The 12868-nt window shown below is 38.9% G+C and carries 15 protein-coding genes; 2 read left to right on the top strand and 13 right to left on the bottom strand.

The window, feature by feature from the left end; genetic code table 11:
* Positions 1-38 precede the first annotated feature (38 nt).
* The gene (locus tag CDZ88_RS07620) at positions 39-1562 is read left to right on the top strand and encodes an HD domain-containing phosphohydrolase (RefSeq protein ID WP_100372971.1); all 1524 of its coding nucleotides are present in this window, start codon (positions 39-41) and stop codon (positions 1560-1562) included.
* Positions 1563-1776: 214 nt separating this feature from the next.
* On the opposite strand, the gene CDZ88_RS07625 is transcribed toward CDZ88_RS07620, so the two are convergent.
* The 4 genes from CDZ88_RS07625 to metA form a co-directional block, all read right to left on the bottom strand.
* Entirely contained in the window at positions 1777-2109 is a 333-nt protein-coding gene (locus CDZ88_RS07625) for a hypothetical protein (RefSeq protein ID WP_100372972.1), read from the bottom strand.
* Between the two features lie 89 nt (positions 2110-2198).
* Positions 2199-2642 (bottom strand): HEAT repeat domain-containing protein, encoded by a 444-nt coding sequence (locus CDZ88_RS07630; protein WP_100372973.1) that lies wholly within the window; start codon positions 2640-2642, stop codon positions 2199-2201.
* A gap of 112 nt (positions 2643-2754) precedes the next feature.
* Positions 2755-3711 (bottom strand): TRM11 family SAM-dependent methyltransferase, encoded by a 957-nt coding sequence (locus CDZ88_RS07635; RefSeq protein WP_232718596.1) that lies wholly within the window; start codon positions 3709-3711, stop codon positions 2755-2757.
* A gap of 124 nt (positions 3712-3835) precedes the next feature.
* Entirely contained in the window at positions 3836-4750 is a 915-nt protein-coding gene (metA, locus tag CDZ88_RS07640; protein WP_100372974.1) for a homoserine O-acetyltransferase MetA, read from the bottom strand.
* Positions 4751-4868: 118 nt separating this feature from the next.
* On the opposite strand from metA, the gene CDZ88_RS07645 reads away from it, so the two are divergent.
* A complete protein-coding gene (locus tag CDZ88_RS07645; protein WP_100372975.1) occupies positions 4869-5525 on the top strand; it encodes a reverse transcriptase-like protein in 657 nt (218 codons plus the stop codon).
* Between the two features lie 27 nt (positions 5526-5552).
* Here the strand turns inward: CDZ88_RS07645 and CDZ88_RS07650 are convergent, their stop codons facing one another.
* The 9 genes from CDZ88_RS07650 to CDZ88_RS07690 form a co-directional block, all read right to left on the bottom strand.
* Positions 5553-6422 (bottom strand): PHP domain-containing protein, encoded by an 870-nt coding sequence (locus tag CDZ88_RS07650; protein ID WP_100372976.1) that lies wholly within the window; start codon positions 6420-6422, stop codon positions 5553-5555.
* Between the two features lie 15 nt (positions 6423-6437).
* Positions 6438-6920, bottom strand: a complete 483-nt coding sequence (locus tag CDZ88_RS07655; RefSeq protein ID WP_100372977.1) for a DUF4352 domain-containing protein — start codon at positions 6918-6920, stop codon at positions 6438-6440.
* 95 nt (positions 6921-7015) lie between these two features.
* Entirely contained in the window at positions 7016-7831 is an 816-nt protein-coding gene (gene nadE, locus CDZ88_RS07660) for an ammonia-dependent NAD(+) synthetase (protein WP_100374637.1), read from the bottom strand.
* Positions 7832-7913: 82 nt separating this feature from the next.
* A complete protein-coding gene (locus tag CDZ88_RS07665; RefSeq protein WP_100372978.1) occupies positions 7914-8213 on the bottom strand; it encodes a hypothetical protein in 300 nt (99 codons plus the stop codon).
* Positions 8214-8248: 35 nt separating this feature from the next.
* The gene (locus CDZ88_RS07670) at positions 8249-8530 is read right to left on the bottom strand and encodes a hypothetical protein (protein ID WP_100372979.1); all 282 of its coding nucleotides are present in this window, start codon (positions 8528-8530) and stop codon (positions 8249-8251) included.
* 211 nt (positions 8531-8741) lie between these two features.
* Positions 8742-8972 (bottom strand): small acid-soluble spore protein Tlp, encoded by a 231-nt coding sequence (tlp, locus tag CDZ88_RS07675; protein WP_100372980.1) that lies wholly within the window; start codon positions 8970-8972, stop codon positions 8742-8744.
* Between the two features lie 75 nt (positions 8973-9047).
* A complete protein-coding gene (locus CDZ88_RS07680) occupies positions 9048-9467 on the bottom strand; it encodes an acyl-CoA thioesterase (protein WP_100372981.1) in 420 nt (139 codons plus the stop codon).
* Between the two features lie 2 nt (positions 9468-9469).
* Complete coding sequence (locus CDZ88_RS07685; RefSeq protein WP_100372982.1) at positions 9470-11812, bottom strand: AAA family ATPase; 2343 nt, start codon at positions 11810-11812, stop codon at positions 9470-9472.
* 45 nt (positions 11813-11857) lie between these two features.
* Entirely contained in the window at positions 11858-12778 is a 921-nt protein-coding gene (locus tag CDZ88_RS07690) for a DMT family transporter (RefSeq protein ID WP_232718598.1), read from the bottom strand.
* Positions 12779-12868 lie beyond the last annotated feature (90 nt).

The raw sequence follows: 12868 nt of genomic DNA on the forward strand, positions 1-12868 counted from the left end.
ACCCGGGCTCATGGTTCAGTCACAAAGGAGGATACCTGTTGTTTGTTTATAAGGGGTTTGTAAAAAGCATTGCACTATATTATTTGTTTGGCTCGATGATAGCCGTTCTAGGGGTAGGGGTTGTATTAATTCCAACGACTTTAGCATTAAACTCGCAAGACATATTACCATTAGTACTCATTATCACTCTTTCTTTTTTTATCATGATCCTTGTAGAGTTCAGTGTCTTTAAAAAACAGATTCAACCAATTAAAGAAGCATTCGAAAATCCAGAACCATCCCTTCAACAATTAAGGAGGGCGTACCATCAGATCCATCGTTTTCCGATGTTAACAGGTTATCGTATTCTTGGTCCTCACCTTTTCGGACTAAGTATACCTGCCGTTTTGTTTACGACTCTCGCGATTCGTTATGAAATTCTTAACATTCCCTACGAGTACATACTTTATGGAATAGTTTGCGCTGTCTTAATTGCAGGTATGCATGCGATGATTGAGTATTATCATACATCAAATGCGATTACACCTTTAGTTGATTTCATCCAAAAGCAATCGATTCAACAGTACGCAGAAGAGCTTACACTTGAAGGGAAAACACTTGTCTCTTTAAAAACTAAATTTCAACTAAGCGCTTTATTGATCGGAGCCTTTCCGTTATTACTCTTTAGTTTGGCTACCCAAGTGCGATTAGCACAAGGCGAGACTTTCCTCATTGAAATATATTGGATATGGTCGGGTTTTGTTTTACTTGTAGGCTGTGGGTTATCTTTATACGGGGCGAAATTACTATTTATGATCATTCAAGGACCATTGAATCAATTAAATTCCAATATGAAGCGTGTACAACAAGGAACCTTTCATGTTCGCGCGTCTGATTATTTCTCTGATGAATTCTCTCAAACGATTCACGGTTTTAATCATATGGTTAAAGGGTTAGAAACCCGTGAACAAACGAATAATCAATTATATGAGAGTTTCTTTGAGACGTTAGCTACAACGTTAGATGCCAGAGACTCTTACACAGCAGGCCATTCCGTTCGAGTCGCTGAATACACTGTTAAAATTGGTAAGAAAGCCGGGCTTAATCCTGAACAGCTCCTCGTCTTACGTAAAACAGGTCTGCTGCATGATATAGGAAAAATAGGGGTTCCTGATCATGTCTTATTAAAAAACGGACGATTAACAGAGGAAGAGTTTAACTTTATTAGGCTGCACCCGGTTCTAGGCGAAGACATCTTACGGACGATTCAACCGGCTGAATTAATGGAAAAGCTCATACCTGGTGTTCGCTCTCACCACGAACGGATCGATGGAAAAGGATACCCTGATCAATTAAAAGGGCCAAATATTCCGATGACTGGAAAAATATTAGCTGTTGCTGACGCTTTTGATGCGATGACCTCCGACCGACCTTACCGAAAAGGGATGAGTCCAGCAAAAGCGTTATCGATCTTACAAGATGGTAAAGGGACTCAGTGGGATAGTAATTTTGTGGATTATTTCTGTGAATGGTATATGGAGGAGTACGACGTAAAAGAAGCAGAAGTTCAGGCCACTCACTAACACTTTTTGAAAACGAGAAAGAGGCTGAAACATATAGAAATGTTTAACTAAAATCCGAAAAATCCACAAGCTTAGCGGATGAAATATACATAGACCTCCTCGCGGGTGCAGAGTATATTTCAGCAACGGCTTCATTGCACCGCCTATTATTTGGTCGGATTATCGTTAGTTAAATTTCTTCTGTCTCAGCCTATTTCGTTATATTCATGCATCTTTATTTCTTCAAATAAACCCACTTCGTTTGACGAGGGTCCGTATCTTTACTCTGTACTCCTTTAATTAAACCCGTATCTTCAACTTCTTCTAACAGCTTATGTACGTGAGCAAGATCTAACCTATCCGAAAAAACCTTCGCCGATAATTCTTCTGTTGTAGGTGGAATTTTCGATGTATTTTCTCGTATGTAGAGCAAAAGTTTTACCCGTTTCTTTTGACGTGCATCTTCTTTATGTTTCCCTGTGAAAAGCCTTTTTAACGGGCCACTCACAACAATTCCTAAAATAATCCCAAATCCGACTAGTAATAAATCATAAAAAATGACACTCATAGATACTCACCTCGAAAAAAGACTCCTGTAGTGATTATACTCAGGAGTCTTCACTTCTATTTTCTGAAACACTATTGCCTCTGCATCATCTAGCGAGCGGGTAGGCTTGACCAAGTTTCTTCTAACCACTGATCAAAGTCTGTTCCTTTATCGCCTTCATACGTATCATACACATCAATACGCATCTTTTTGAGTTTTACTTTAAACTCTTGATACGAATGATCTTTTGGTAAACTTTTCTTAACTCTAATGAAAATCTTTTTTGCCCCTTTAACGGGTTCGCCAATCTGACGTTCAGGCATCGTCACATCTTCACCTATAGATTTAAGTTGACGGTAGGCTGCTTCTTGTATTTTATAGACAGAGTCCCCTGTCATACTATGCTTTAATAATTCAATGGTTTCTCTGCTTTTATACTTACCTAGTTCTTCGACCGCATCAAAGCGCTCTCTCCAGTTAGCCGTTCTATTAACAGATTTTTTTAACTCATTAAAGTTAGTTGGTAGGTCTGTTCTTGTCTTTTCATTGCTCAAACGATTCAATCCCCTTCATGGTTGTAACTTTTAAAAAAACTACTAAAAACTATTGTACCATTATTCATGTGTTCACATACACATATATTTTATGTATTGTCCTATAAAATCCTTATTCACAAACCAATACTTGTCGAATAAATCTTGATTTTTTGGCTTCGCAGCGATCAATAATAGAAAATCCAGCCTCTTCAATCAATGAATCAATGGTTTCAATTGTAACAACGACCATTCTTGGGGCAAGCTTTCGTGCACGTTGAAGCATTTCAAGTTGTGTTTTTGGTGTTAGTACGGAACATAAATTATAAGGCATGTCGATGATGACCACATCATACTCACCTGTTACCTCGCGCATATCATTCAGAGTGATCTCTGTTTCGTATCCAAAGTAGGCCACATTCTCTCTAGCACTTGTCGTGACTAGTGGATTAACGTCATTCCCTACGATATCAATCCCCATCGACAATGCTTCAACTAGAACTGTTCCTCCTCCGCAACAAGGGTCGATTATTTTTACGTCGCTAGGATTTGGAGCCGCAATATTGACAACAGCTCTAGCTAGTCTCGTACTAAGTGCAGTCGAATAATTATTCGGCTTTTTTTGGTGACGTAACCAGATCGACTCTGCCTTTAAGTAAGAACCAAAAATCCAGCCTTCACGACCTTTCATGATCGCCATTATATTATCTGGTTTCTTAAGATCAACTTGCCCTTGCAAAAGTTGTCCCACTTCTCGTTCAATCAAACGCCGATCATCAAAATGAATCTTCTCATCCATTGCTAAATCTGGATTTATAACGTACATCACTTTAAAAGTTGACTGAGAAATAACGAATCCATCTAATTGACTTTTTAGATCATCCAACGACTCACCTGAAAACAACACGTCCATTCTTTCATTCATAAATGGACTTCTGCTTGGCTCAATTCGTCTTGTACTATCTACAGTGAAGGAATTAGTGGCGTACCCAAAAAGAGAGCGCATTTCTAAATGGCATAATGAGGCGTCATCTTCATGATACGCATATGTATATACATAATATAACGGTTCTTGTTTCTCTATCTCCAAACGATTCCCTACCTTTACTAAACAATCTCTTTCTGTTCTTAATATAAAGCAAAAGTCGTTACTTTACCGAGTAAAAAGATCTCGAAGCCTTCTTCAAGAAGGAATTTCACATGATCACCTTTTATTATTCACCGGATAAGTCATAAGGCGTTTCTTGGTACACATAATAGTTGAGCCAGTTAGAAAACAATAAATTGGAATGAGCTCGCCATCTTAGACGAGGAGCATTTTCTATATTGTCCTTTGGAAAATAATTCGAAGGTAACTCGATATCAAATCCTCTTTCCACATCTCTTCTATACTCTTCTTCTAACGTACATGTATCATATTCAGAGTGCCCTGTTGCAAAGATTTGTTTGCCATTTTTAGAAGCGATTAAATAAACACCGGCCTCTTCAGACACACTGAGTATATCAAGTTCTGTAACATTTTTCACATCTTCTAATTTTATGTCTGTGTGTCTAGAGTGTGGAGCCAAAAATTCATCATCAAAACCACGCAGGAGTTTCACGTTTGATTCTAGAATGGTATGTGTAAATACACCGAACAATTTTTGTTCAAGCGTATATTTATTCACTCCAAAATGGTGATACAGACCTGCTTGAGCCCCCCAGCAAATATGTAGAGTAGAGGTAACATGAGTTGTTGACCAATCCATGATTTGGGTAAGTTCAGGCCAATAATCAACCTCTTCAAATTCTAGTTGTTCAATGGGTGCACCAGTAATGATCATTCCATCGAATTTCTTTGATTTAATTTCTTCAAAAGTCTTATAAAACGACCGGAGATGCTCTTGTGCTGTATTTTTCGAAATATGAGTAGTAGGATATAAAAAAGAAACATCTACTTGTAGTGGCGTGTTTCCGAGCAACCGAAGCAACTGTGTTTCTGTCGTTTCTTTAACGGGCATTAAATTTAGGATAATGATTTTTAATGGACGAATGTCTTGAGAATATGCTCGACTTTCATCCATGACGAATATGTTCTCATTATTTAATATTTCCTTTGCAGGTAAATGATCAGGAATTTTAATTGGCATGAACTCGGCACTCCCTCTTATCAATTCTTTATTCGTTCGCAACTGACCCTTATTGTTGCATTAGTTTAAATTATCACAAAATTAACGCTTTAGCAATGTTAAGAAAGGATGGTCTCATGTGAAATATCGACTTGAATGGTATTATCAGCTTCCGAAGGGAAAAAAGAGTTTTTTCATGAAATCTGAGATGATAAATCTAGGTGAGGCTCTACTGTTAACATCGGACTTAGAGAAAACAGGTCGCTTAAAATCGATCGAATACTATGATGAAAAGGATCGATTTTGGTCTAAAAAAGAGTTAGAAAAATTATCAAAAGTCGAAGAAACCGAACCTAAGGATATCATCATCTATGTTGATGGAGGCTTCGATGCACAAAAGAAAATCGCAGGTATCGGGATCATTATTCACTTCAAACAACATAATAAAGCTTGGCGTATTCGTCACAATGAACAAATGAATTATTTAAGTGATAACAATGAAGCCGAACTTGCTGCGATGTTTCAATCAATGGCCTTACTAGAAGAGATAGGTGCCACCCATCAATCGATTATCATACGATCAGATTCTAAAGTCGCTACCCACCAAGCATCAGGGAAATGGCCTTGTTATGAAGATCATTATAATGCGTGGTTAGATCGATTAGATAAGAAAAAAGCAGCGTTGAATATTGAGATCGTATTCGAGGAGATTGATCGCAAAGAAAACAAAGAAGCCGATCATTTGGCGACACAAGCGCTAAGTGGTGTGAAGGTATCCGCTAAAAAACAATTATAAGGATGTGCACAAAGTAAAGAAAGCGTCTCATAATGAGCCGCTTTCTTTCAATCGTTTTATCATAACTTTTGCATAGCTATTATCTAATCTGGTGATGCCTAATGGTTCTGGTACACGGCCATATTCCTCATCGTGAAAATCAGACCCGCCCGTTTTGAGGAGCTCTTGGCCTGTTTTCGCTTCAATAGTATGACATAATTCTAAATACTTTTGCTGGGCTACTTGGTCGTGATCACGATGGAATACTTCGACCCCATCAAGACCCCACTTGATGACCCAATGTTCTATCTCATCATCTAACTGGTAATAAGTAGGGTGAGCGACGACAGCTAGCCCCCCGTATTGATGAATGAGTTTAATCGCTTCCTCGACAGTCATCTCTTTTTCTTTTTCAACAAAGCCTGGTTTTCCTTCGCCTAAATAACCATCAAAAGCTTCTGCGACCGTTTCTACATAGCCACGGTCGATCATTGCTTTGGCTACATGAGGCCTACCTATGCTACCACCGTCTACGTAAAAAAGAACATCCGTTCTCGTTAAATTAATGTTTACTGAAGCTAGCTTGTTTAACATATGGTCTAAGCGACGGCTTCGGTATTGCTTTTGTTTTTCTAAAAATGAAAGCAACGATTCATCATGGTAATCTAAACCGTAACCTAGTATATGGACACTTCGTCCGTGGCTTTTCGTTGACAGTTCAATGCCCGGAATGACAGTTAGACCAAGCTCAACCCCAACATCCATCGCTTCTCTAAGGCCACTAAAGGTGTCATGGTCAGTAAGAGAAACAATCTCAAGGCCTGCCTCCTTACATTTAATCATTAGTTCTTTCGGCTTATAATTACCATCTGATGCAGTGGAATGCATATGAAGATCACTGTTTTTAAAGTTTGACATTAACGTGCACGTCCTTTATTGATCAACTGTTATTGGCCACATAACCTGACCTGTACGTAAGTGATCGGTATACACTAATTCATACTCACTTTCAATCGGAACTTCAAAGGCCACCTCGCCTCTATTTTTCCGGTCTGGGTGAAGTTGTCCACCTAAAATTCCTTTTGTTTCAACTCTTGATGAATGTGAATACGCATACCCTTCCGAATCTGTCATCGTCATTTTAAATAACGTGAACTCTTGTACGGACTTACTCTCATTTTCAATAGTCAAATCAACAATGACAAATTGCATGCCTTCATTGATTGACTCTTCCGTGCGGATATGGTTGACCGTCATTAATAATTGATTGATTTCTTGCGTTGATTCTGATCTTTTCACACTGCCTGTTGACTCTTGTCCATCTAATGTAGATACTTGCTGACTGCTTAGTGAATATCCACCGATTAAAACTAGTAAAATGAGTAGTGCAGCTAATAATACAATTTTCCCCTTCATCACGCGTTCCTCTCCCTAACAACCTTTGTTTCATAACAAAATAGAATCGTCTGTTATACGATATGATTGAAAGAAAAGGTTCATGACTTCCATCTTTATTTCCACCAATTATCGTAAACAGTAACAGGTAGCTGACGCTTATGTTCCGTTGCACGATAGCGAGATTCAATTTTTTCTGCAATGGAAGCTTCCACCTGTTTCCCCTCTAAGTAATCATCTAAATTATCATACGTCATGCCAAGTGCCTCTTCGTCAGGTAGACCAGGCTTATCATCCTCAAGGTCAGCTGTAGGTACTTTGTTGTACAGACGTTCTGGTGCTTCTAATATTTTTAGTAATTCTTTTCCTTGACGCTTGTTTAACCCAAATAGTGGCGCAACATCACACGCACCATCTCCATGTTTTGTAAAGAATCCCGTAATCGCTTCCGCTGCATGATCAGTACCGATTACCAAGCAACCATAATGAGCTGCGATGTCATATTGAATTTTCATTCGTTCGCGAGCTTTCGTGTTTCCTTTATTGAAATCGCTCATCTCTTCACCAGTTGCCTCACGAAAAGCTGCATCACTGGCATCAACGGCCCCTTGGATGTTCACTGTTTTTGTGACAGTCGGTTGAATGAATTCAAGGGCTTTCGCTGCATCATCTTCATCATGCTGCACACCGTAAGGAAGTCTAATGCCAATGAATTGGTAGGTTTCGCCTGTTTCATGAGTTAACTCGTCCATCGCCAATTGGGCGATTTTCCCTGCAAGTGTTGAGTCTTGTCCTCCAGAAATTCCAAGAACATACCCCTTAGCTTTAGCAGTTTGTACATACTCCTTTAAAAATTGAACACGTCGATTAATCTCTTCTTTAGCATCAATCGATGATTCACTATGTAGGTCTTCTCTAATTCGACTTTTCATGTCTGTCATATAATACCCCTCCTCAATTTGTCTATATTATAAGTATTCCTAGTATACCAAGATTTCAAACCAAATGTTATCATCACGCACGAAAACGAGAGAGTTGCTTTTGCAAACCCTCTTGGCTCAAAATATCGAGTTGAATCTCTCCCATTAAATCAAAATGAGGGTAGGTTTCATGCCAATGAAGCCATTCGCGCTTCAAGCCATAACTCCTACCCCATGTTACTAGTTTTTCAATATCAGAACAAGCGACTTTGGTAACAGAAGTAACGTTTGGAAATCGCTCATCTACCCAGTAATGTGTTAAAAAAGCGATCTCTCCTCGGTCAGCTTGCTCTTTCCATGCCTTTAGTTCTGCTTTTGATATCCCAAATGCCAAATTTCTCACACCTCTTTAGCCAATCATTTCCTTCATCATAACACGTGGAACCACTTTTTTCTTCTTTGCTGCTTTTTCTCTTTATCCTTCTGAAGTAAACGAATTTTATGCATCACATCTTCTTTTTTTGTTACTACACCAACAGAGTCTTGCTTCGTTTTTTGTAGATCTACTTTTGTACCCGACACCTCACAATCGACCATACGATCAAGAGACTTGACGGCCAATTCTCTCACTTCAGGGTTATCTGATTGCATTTGCTTAACGACATAAGAAAATTTTTTCCAATTCAATTCGTTATGATAGCTTGCTCCCATATTTTATCCCCACCTTCATATCATGTTTAACTATCTTATGAATTCTAGGCAAGGGAATCGTTCCCTTTGAGAGATTTTGTACGTTTTCGTCTAGTTTTCTGAATCAAATCTCTACTTTTGTCATAAATAGGGCGAGTCTGTTATATTAAGCGGAAACATAGCGCACCATAAAAAAGAGCGAGGGTTAGTCCCTCGCTCTACCTTAAAAAGATTATTTGTAGTTGTTTTCTCGCGCATGTGATTCATCAACGATTTCGGATTCAAACGCTTCAATGCTTTCTTGACGATGAGCATTTTTTTCTTTAATCTGTTGCTTTTGGGCATCAGACATTTCTGATTGAGCGATTGACTCCTCAGCTGCTTCGATGTTGTGCTGAGTATTTTCTTTCATTTGCTTCAACTTTTCCACGTTATCTGCGCGATTATCTGGTTTTGACTGCATATGAATCCCTCCATGTGAACTTGATAATGTTACCTCCTTTAGTATGGAGAAACAGCTTTAATTCATACAGGGAGATTATGATTTTTTAATTTTTTCATACACCTCGTGCCATTCTGGCAGTTGCTTTCTTATTGAAATCGGTCTGAAGGTTTCCTTTTTGACGCAACAATGCGAACTTGTACCTGTGACACATAATTGCTCCTTACTATTCCATACTTCATATCCATATATGACGCGAATGCCATCATATTGCTCTACCCACGTGTTTACTGTTACTTCTTCTCCGTACGTTGCTGGACGTTTATAAGATACTTGTATGTCTGTCACAGGAGATAAATATCCATCTTTCTCCATCTCGCTATAATTAAAACCAATTTCCTTTATAAGATGGGTTCTCCCAAGTTCAAACCAAACGACGTAATTAGAATGATGAACAATCCCCATTTGATCTGTTTCAGCATAACGCACTTCAACTTTCTTCTTCGAAATAAACAAATTTACCCCTCCAGATTTTTTTCTATAGTCAGCAGGTCTTCTTTGGTTATTGTTTGTAACATATTGACGTCTAATTGAGCCGGATCTATTTCACTTAATCGGCTCGCCTGCGCTTGAATCATTAATTCCAATAACCCAACAACAAAGCGACCATTCCCCTCATGGCCATTTGTAGGAATCAATGCATTCAATCGTTCTCTTGCTTTTGAATCAAGACGATACCCCATCTTATCGGCCCTACTTAATAAAATGTCAATCAGTTCCGACTGAGTATAGTCTGAAAAAGGCACTTCATGCTTGAAGCGTGAGTAAAGACCAGGGTTTACTTGGATGAGCTGTTTCATTTCCTCTTTGTAACCCGCCATAATGACAACGAGGTTCTCATTATGCTTTGTGATCTCTTGGACAATCGTCGCTAATGCTTCTGCACCAAAATCACTTTCATTGCTAGACATAAGGGAATATGCCTCATCGATAAATAGGACTCCTCCTAATGCATCGACCACTTTTTCTTTTGTTTTAATTGCAGTTTGACCGACATATCCAGCAACTAGATCGGCACGACTTACTTCGACTAAATGCCCACGTTTTAACAATCCAAGCTTGTGGAGAGCCTTAGCATACATTCGAGCCACAGTTGTTTTCCCCGTTCCAGGATTACCTGTGAAGATCGCGTGTAGATGAAGAGGACTCGTCTCAAGTTGATGTTCACGGCGCAATTTTTGGACGTGAACAAATGAGGTAAGTCGTTCAATCTCTTGTTTGGCCGCATCAAGTCCCACTAATTCAAATAACTCTTGAATAGGATTGTTGATCTCGGCTCGCTCTTTGCTCTCTTCAGTCCTAAAATCGTCTGCTTCTAAAATGAGAAAGTCATTTGATGTCGCATGTTCTAGTATGGTTGACGAACCTTTGTGGAAAATCGCATCCAACATAATGTTTTTTACAGTGCGTCCATTACCAAATGATTCATCGACTTGTTCTGTCTCAATCCGTTCTTCTAGGGCAGCAAATGCCTCATCACTTATAACATAATCATTTTCGCTTGCAACAACCTTTGCCATCTCAATTAACTCTTCTGTTGAATAGTTTAGAATATGAACTTGGTTTTGATCTGGGAATCGACTTCGAAGTCCAGGATTCCCACGTAAAAAGCTTCGCATCTCTTCTGGATACCCCGCTAAGATGACAGCAAATTTCCCTTGATGCTTCCCTGTCATAGCAGAGACGAGTGTATCTATAGCGGCCTGTCCATAGTCTTGACCTGTTTGCCCTTCTCGCTTTAAGCTATACGCCTCATCGATGAATAAAACGCCACCAAGTGCACGTTCAATCGCTTGAGTCGTTTGTTCTTCCGTTTGACCAACGTATCCCCCGACAAGTTGCGAACGATCGACCTCATACACTTCTGGTCGTTCAAGTAAACCTAACTCATAATATATCGTTGCCATAAGCCTTGCTAGTCGTGTTTTTCCTGTTCCAGGATTCCCTGTTAAAATCATATGTAAGCTTAACTCATCTTTAAATCGAAAGCCCTGTTCTTTTCTTGCTTTTTGATAATGAAGGAATTGATATAGCTTAGAAATTCTTCTTTTTACATCCTCTAAACCAATCATCGAATCCAATTCATCCAAAGCTGACAATGTCTCTCTTTTTGGTGAGAATGCCGTAAGCAATTCCTCCCACTCTTGTTTTGCATCCTCTATTTCTTGCACTGCTTTTTGAATCTGACTAAACTGCGCTTGAGAATAATACACACCGGTTAATGAATTTGCATATTCCTTTGTTGTTCGTTCGATCGTCTTAAATGGTTCATGAAACGTTTCATACGATTTATTTAATGTATAGATAAAATCCTCAAGTTCCGTATCGTTAATAAAGTCCAATGAAAGCTTTGCTTCCTCAAAATAGGATGACATGACCTCATCTAGTTGAAAGAATTGTTCAGCAATTTGATGGTATATCTCTGCCGTTTTCTTTTTTGCACTTCCATGATCAGTTTCACGAATCGATGGAAACTTCATTGGAATAGGAAGATCTCTTGCATAGTGAATAATTTCCTTGAGACGTAAGCAATGAGCCGTTTCATTTGTTTTATCAAAAGTAAGAGCCTTAGATGTCCAATCTGATGATAAATGATCTGTTCCCTTTATTTTTGAGGATCTTGATTCAGCTAATCGTGCATACAATTCAGACGTTAATTGATTTCCTTCCTTGGTCTCTTCACCTGATTCTAATTGTTTTAAAAGTTGCAAAGCCGTCGCTTCTTGAAACGACCGATTTTCTAATTTTGTTTGTTCTAACCATTCTTCAATTTGCTCTATTGTCCATCGTTCTCTTAACATAACCCTCACCTCAATCTCATGCCCAATATTTTACCATGATCAGCATCAACTTGCATGTCTCGGTTGTTTCTGTCTTACTTTGCGCACATATGTCCCAACATAGACACCCGTTAAGACAAGAAATGCTCCAATACCATATGCCGCAGTAAATTCTTCTCCTAAGAAGAGCGTAGCCATAATCACAGCTGAGACGGGCATAACATTAATAAAAATCGATGCACGCGCTGCGCCAATTTGTTGAATACCATAATAGTACATAATAAAACTAACAACCGTAACGAACACACTCATATGAACTATGGAGAACCAAGCAATCGGTGTCGCATGTAATACGGCATTCATCGGACGTTCTAATAAGGAAAAAGGCAATAAAAACAATGTCCCAAATCCAACAGCATACGTAGTCGACACGATCGGACTGAATTTCTTTAAAACAACACGACCTAGTACACTATAAAGAGCCCATGTGATCACAGCGATCCCTAAAACAAGATCAATCGCTTCAAAACGAAATTGAGTTAAAATGTGTAGATTTCCTTCTGTGACGATGACGACGACCCCACTAAGTGCGAGTACTAACCCGATAATTTGTTTTCTCGAGATCGCTTCTTTCAAAAATACCGCTGACAGCAAAACAATCAGCATTGGATTCGCCGCAATAAAAAGGGAACTTTTGATCACAGGTGCATGTTTACTTGCTAAAAAGAAGCAAATATTATATATCGCAATGCCTGTTACTCCTAATAAACTAAACATTCCCCAATCCTTTAATGAAGGTTTTGGTCGATTGCGTTCAACGATCCACATAATTGGAAACAAAAGCAAGGCTGCTCCGAAAAAGCGCAAAAATGCAATTGTAGCTGGTTCGAAACTTTCTATCGCAAATTTGCCTGCAATAAAGGCACTTCCCCAAATCGCAGTACTAATTGTTAACATGAGGTATATTGGCCACAGTTTATTTTTCACGTACTGATTCCCCTTTTTATCTTCTTTTCTTATTGTACTTGCTTTCTTCGGTAAACGAAATATCTAAAACAAAAAAATGTCTATTGCCCT

The sequence above is a fragment of the Bacillus sp. FJAT-45037 genome (assembly GCF_002797325.1).
Taxonomy (GTDB): domain Bacteria; phylum Bacillota; class Bacilli; order Bacillales; family Bacillaceae_D; genus Alkalihalophilus.

What these genes read in the sequence shown, in the direction of transcription:
- CDZ88_RS07625 (WP_100372972.1), bottom strand. Translation starts at nt 2,109, where the DNA reads ATGAGTGTCATTTTTTATGATTTATTACTAGTCGGATTTGGGATTATT.
- metA (WP_100372974.1), bottom strand. Translation starts at nt 4,750, where the DNA reads ATGCCAATTAAAATTCCTGATCATTTACCTGCAAAGGAAATATTAAAT.
- CDZ88_RS07650 (WP_100372976.1), bottom strand. Translation starts at nt 6,422, where the DNA reads ATGTCAAACTTTAAAAACAGTGATCTTCATATGCATTCCACTGCATCA.
- CDZ88_RS07655 (WP_100372977.1), bottom strand. Translation starts at nt 6,920, where the DNA reads ATGAAGGGGAAAATTGTATTATTAGCTGCACTACTCATTTTACTAGTT.
- nadE (WP_100374637.1), bottom strand. Translation starts at nt 7,831, where the DNA reads ATGAAAAGTCGAATTAGAGAAGACCTACATAGTGAATCATCGATTGAT.
- CDZ88_RS07670 (WP_100372979.1), bottom strand. Translation starts at nt 8,530, where the DNA reads ATGGGAGCAAGCTATCATAACGAATTGAATTGGAAAAAATTTTCTTAT.
- tlp (WP_100372980.1), bottom strand. Translation starts at nt 8,972, where the DNA reads ATGCAGTCAAAACCAGATAATCGCGCAGATAACGTGGAAAAGTTGAAG.
- CDZ88_RS07685 (WP_100372982.1), bottom strand. Translation starts at nt 11,812, where the DNA reads ATGTTAAGAGAACGATGGACAATAGAGCAAATTGAAGAATGGTTAGAA.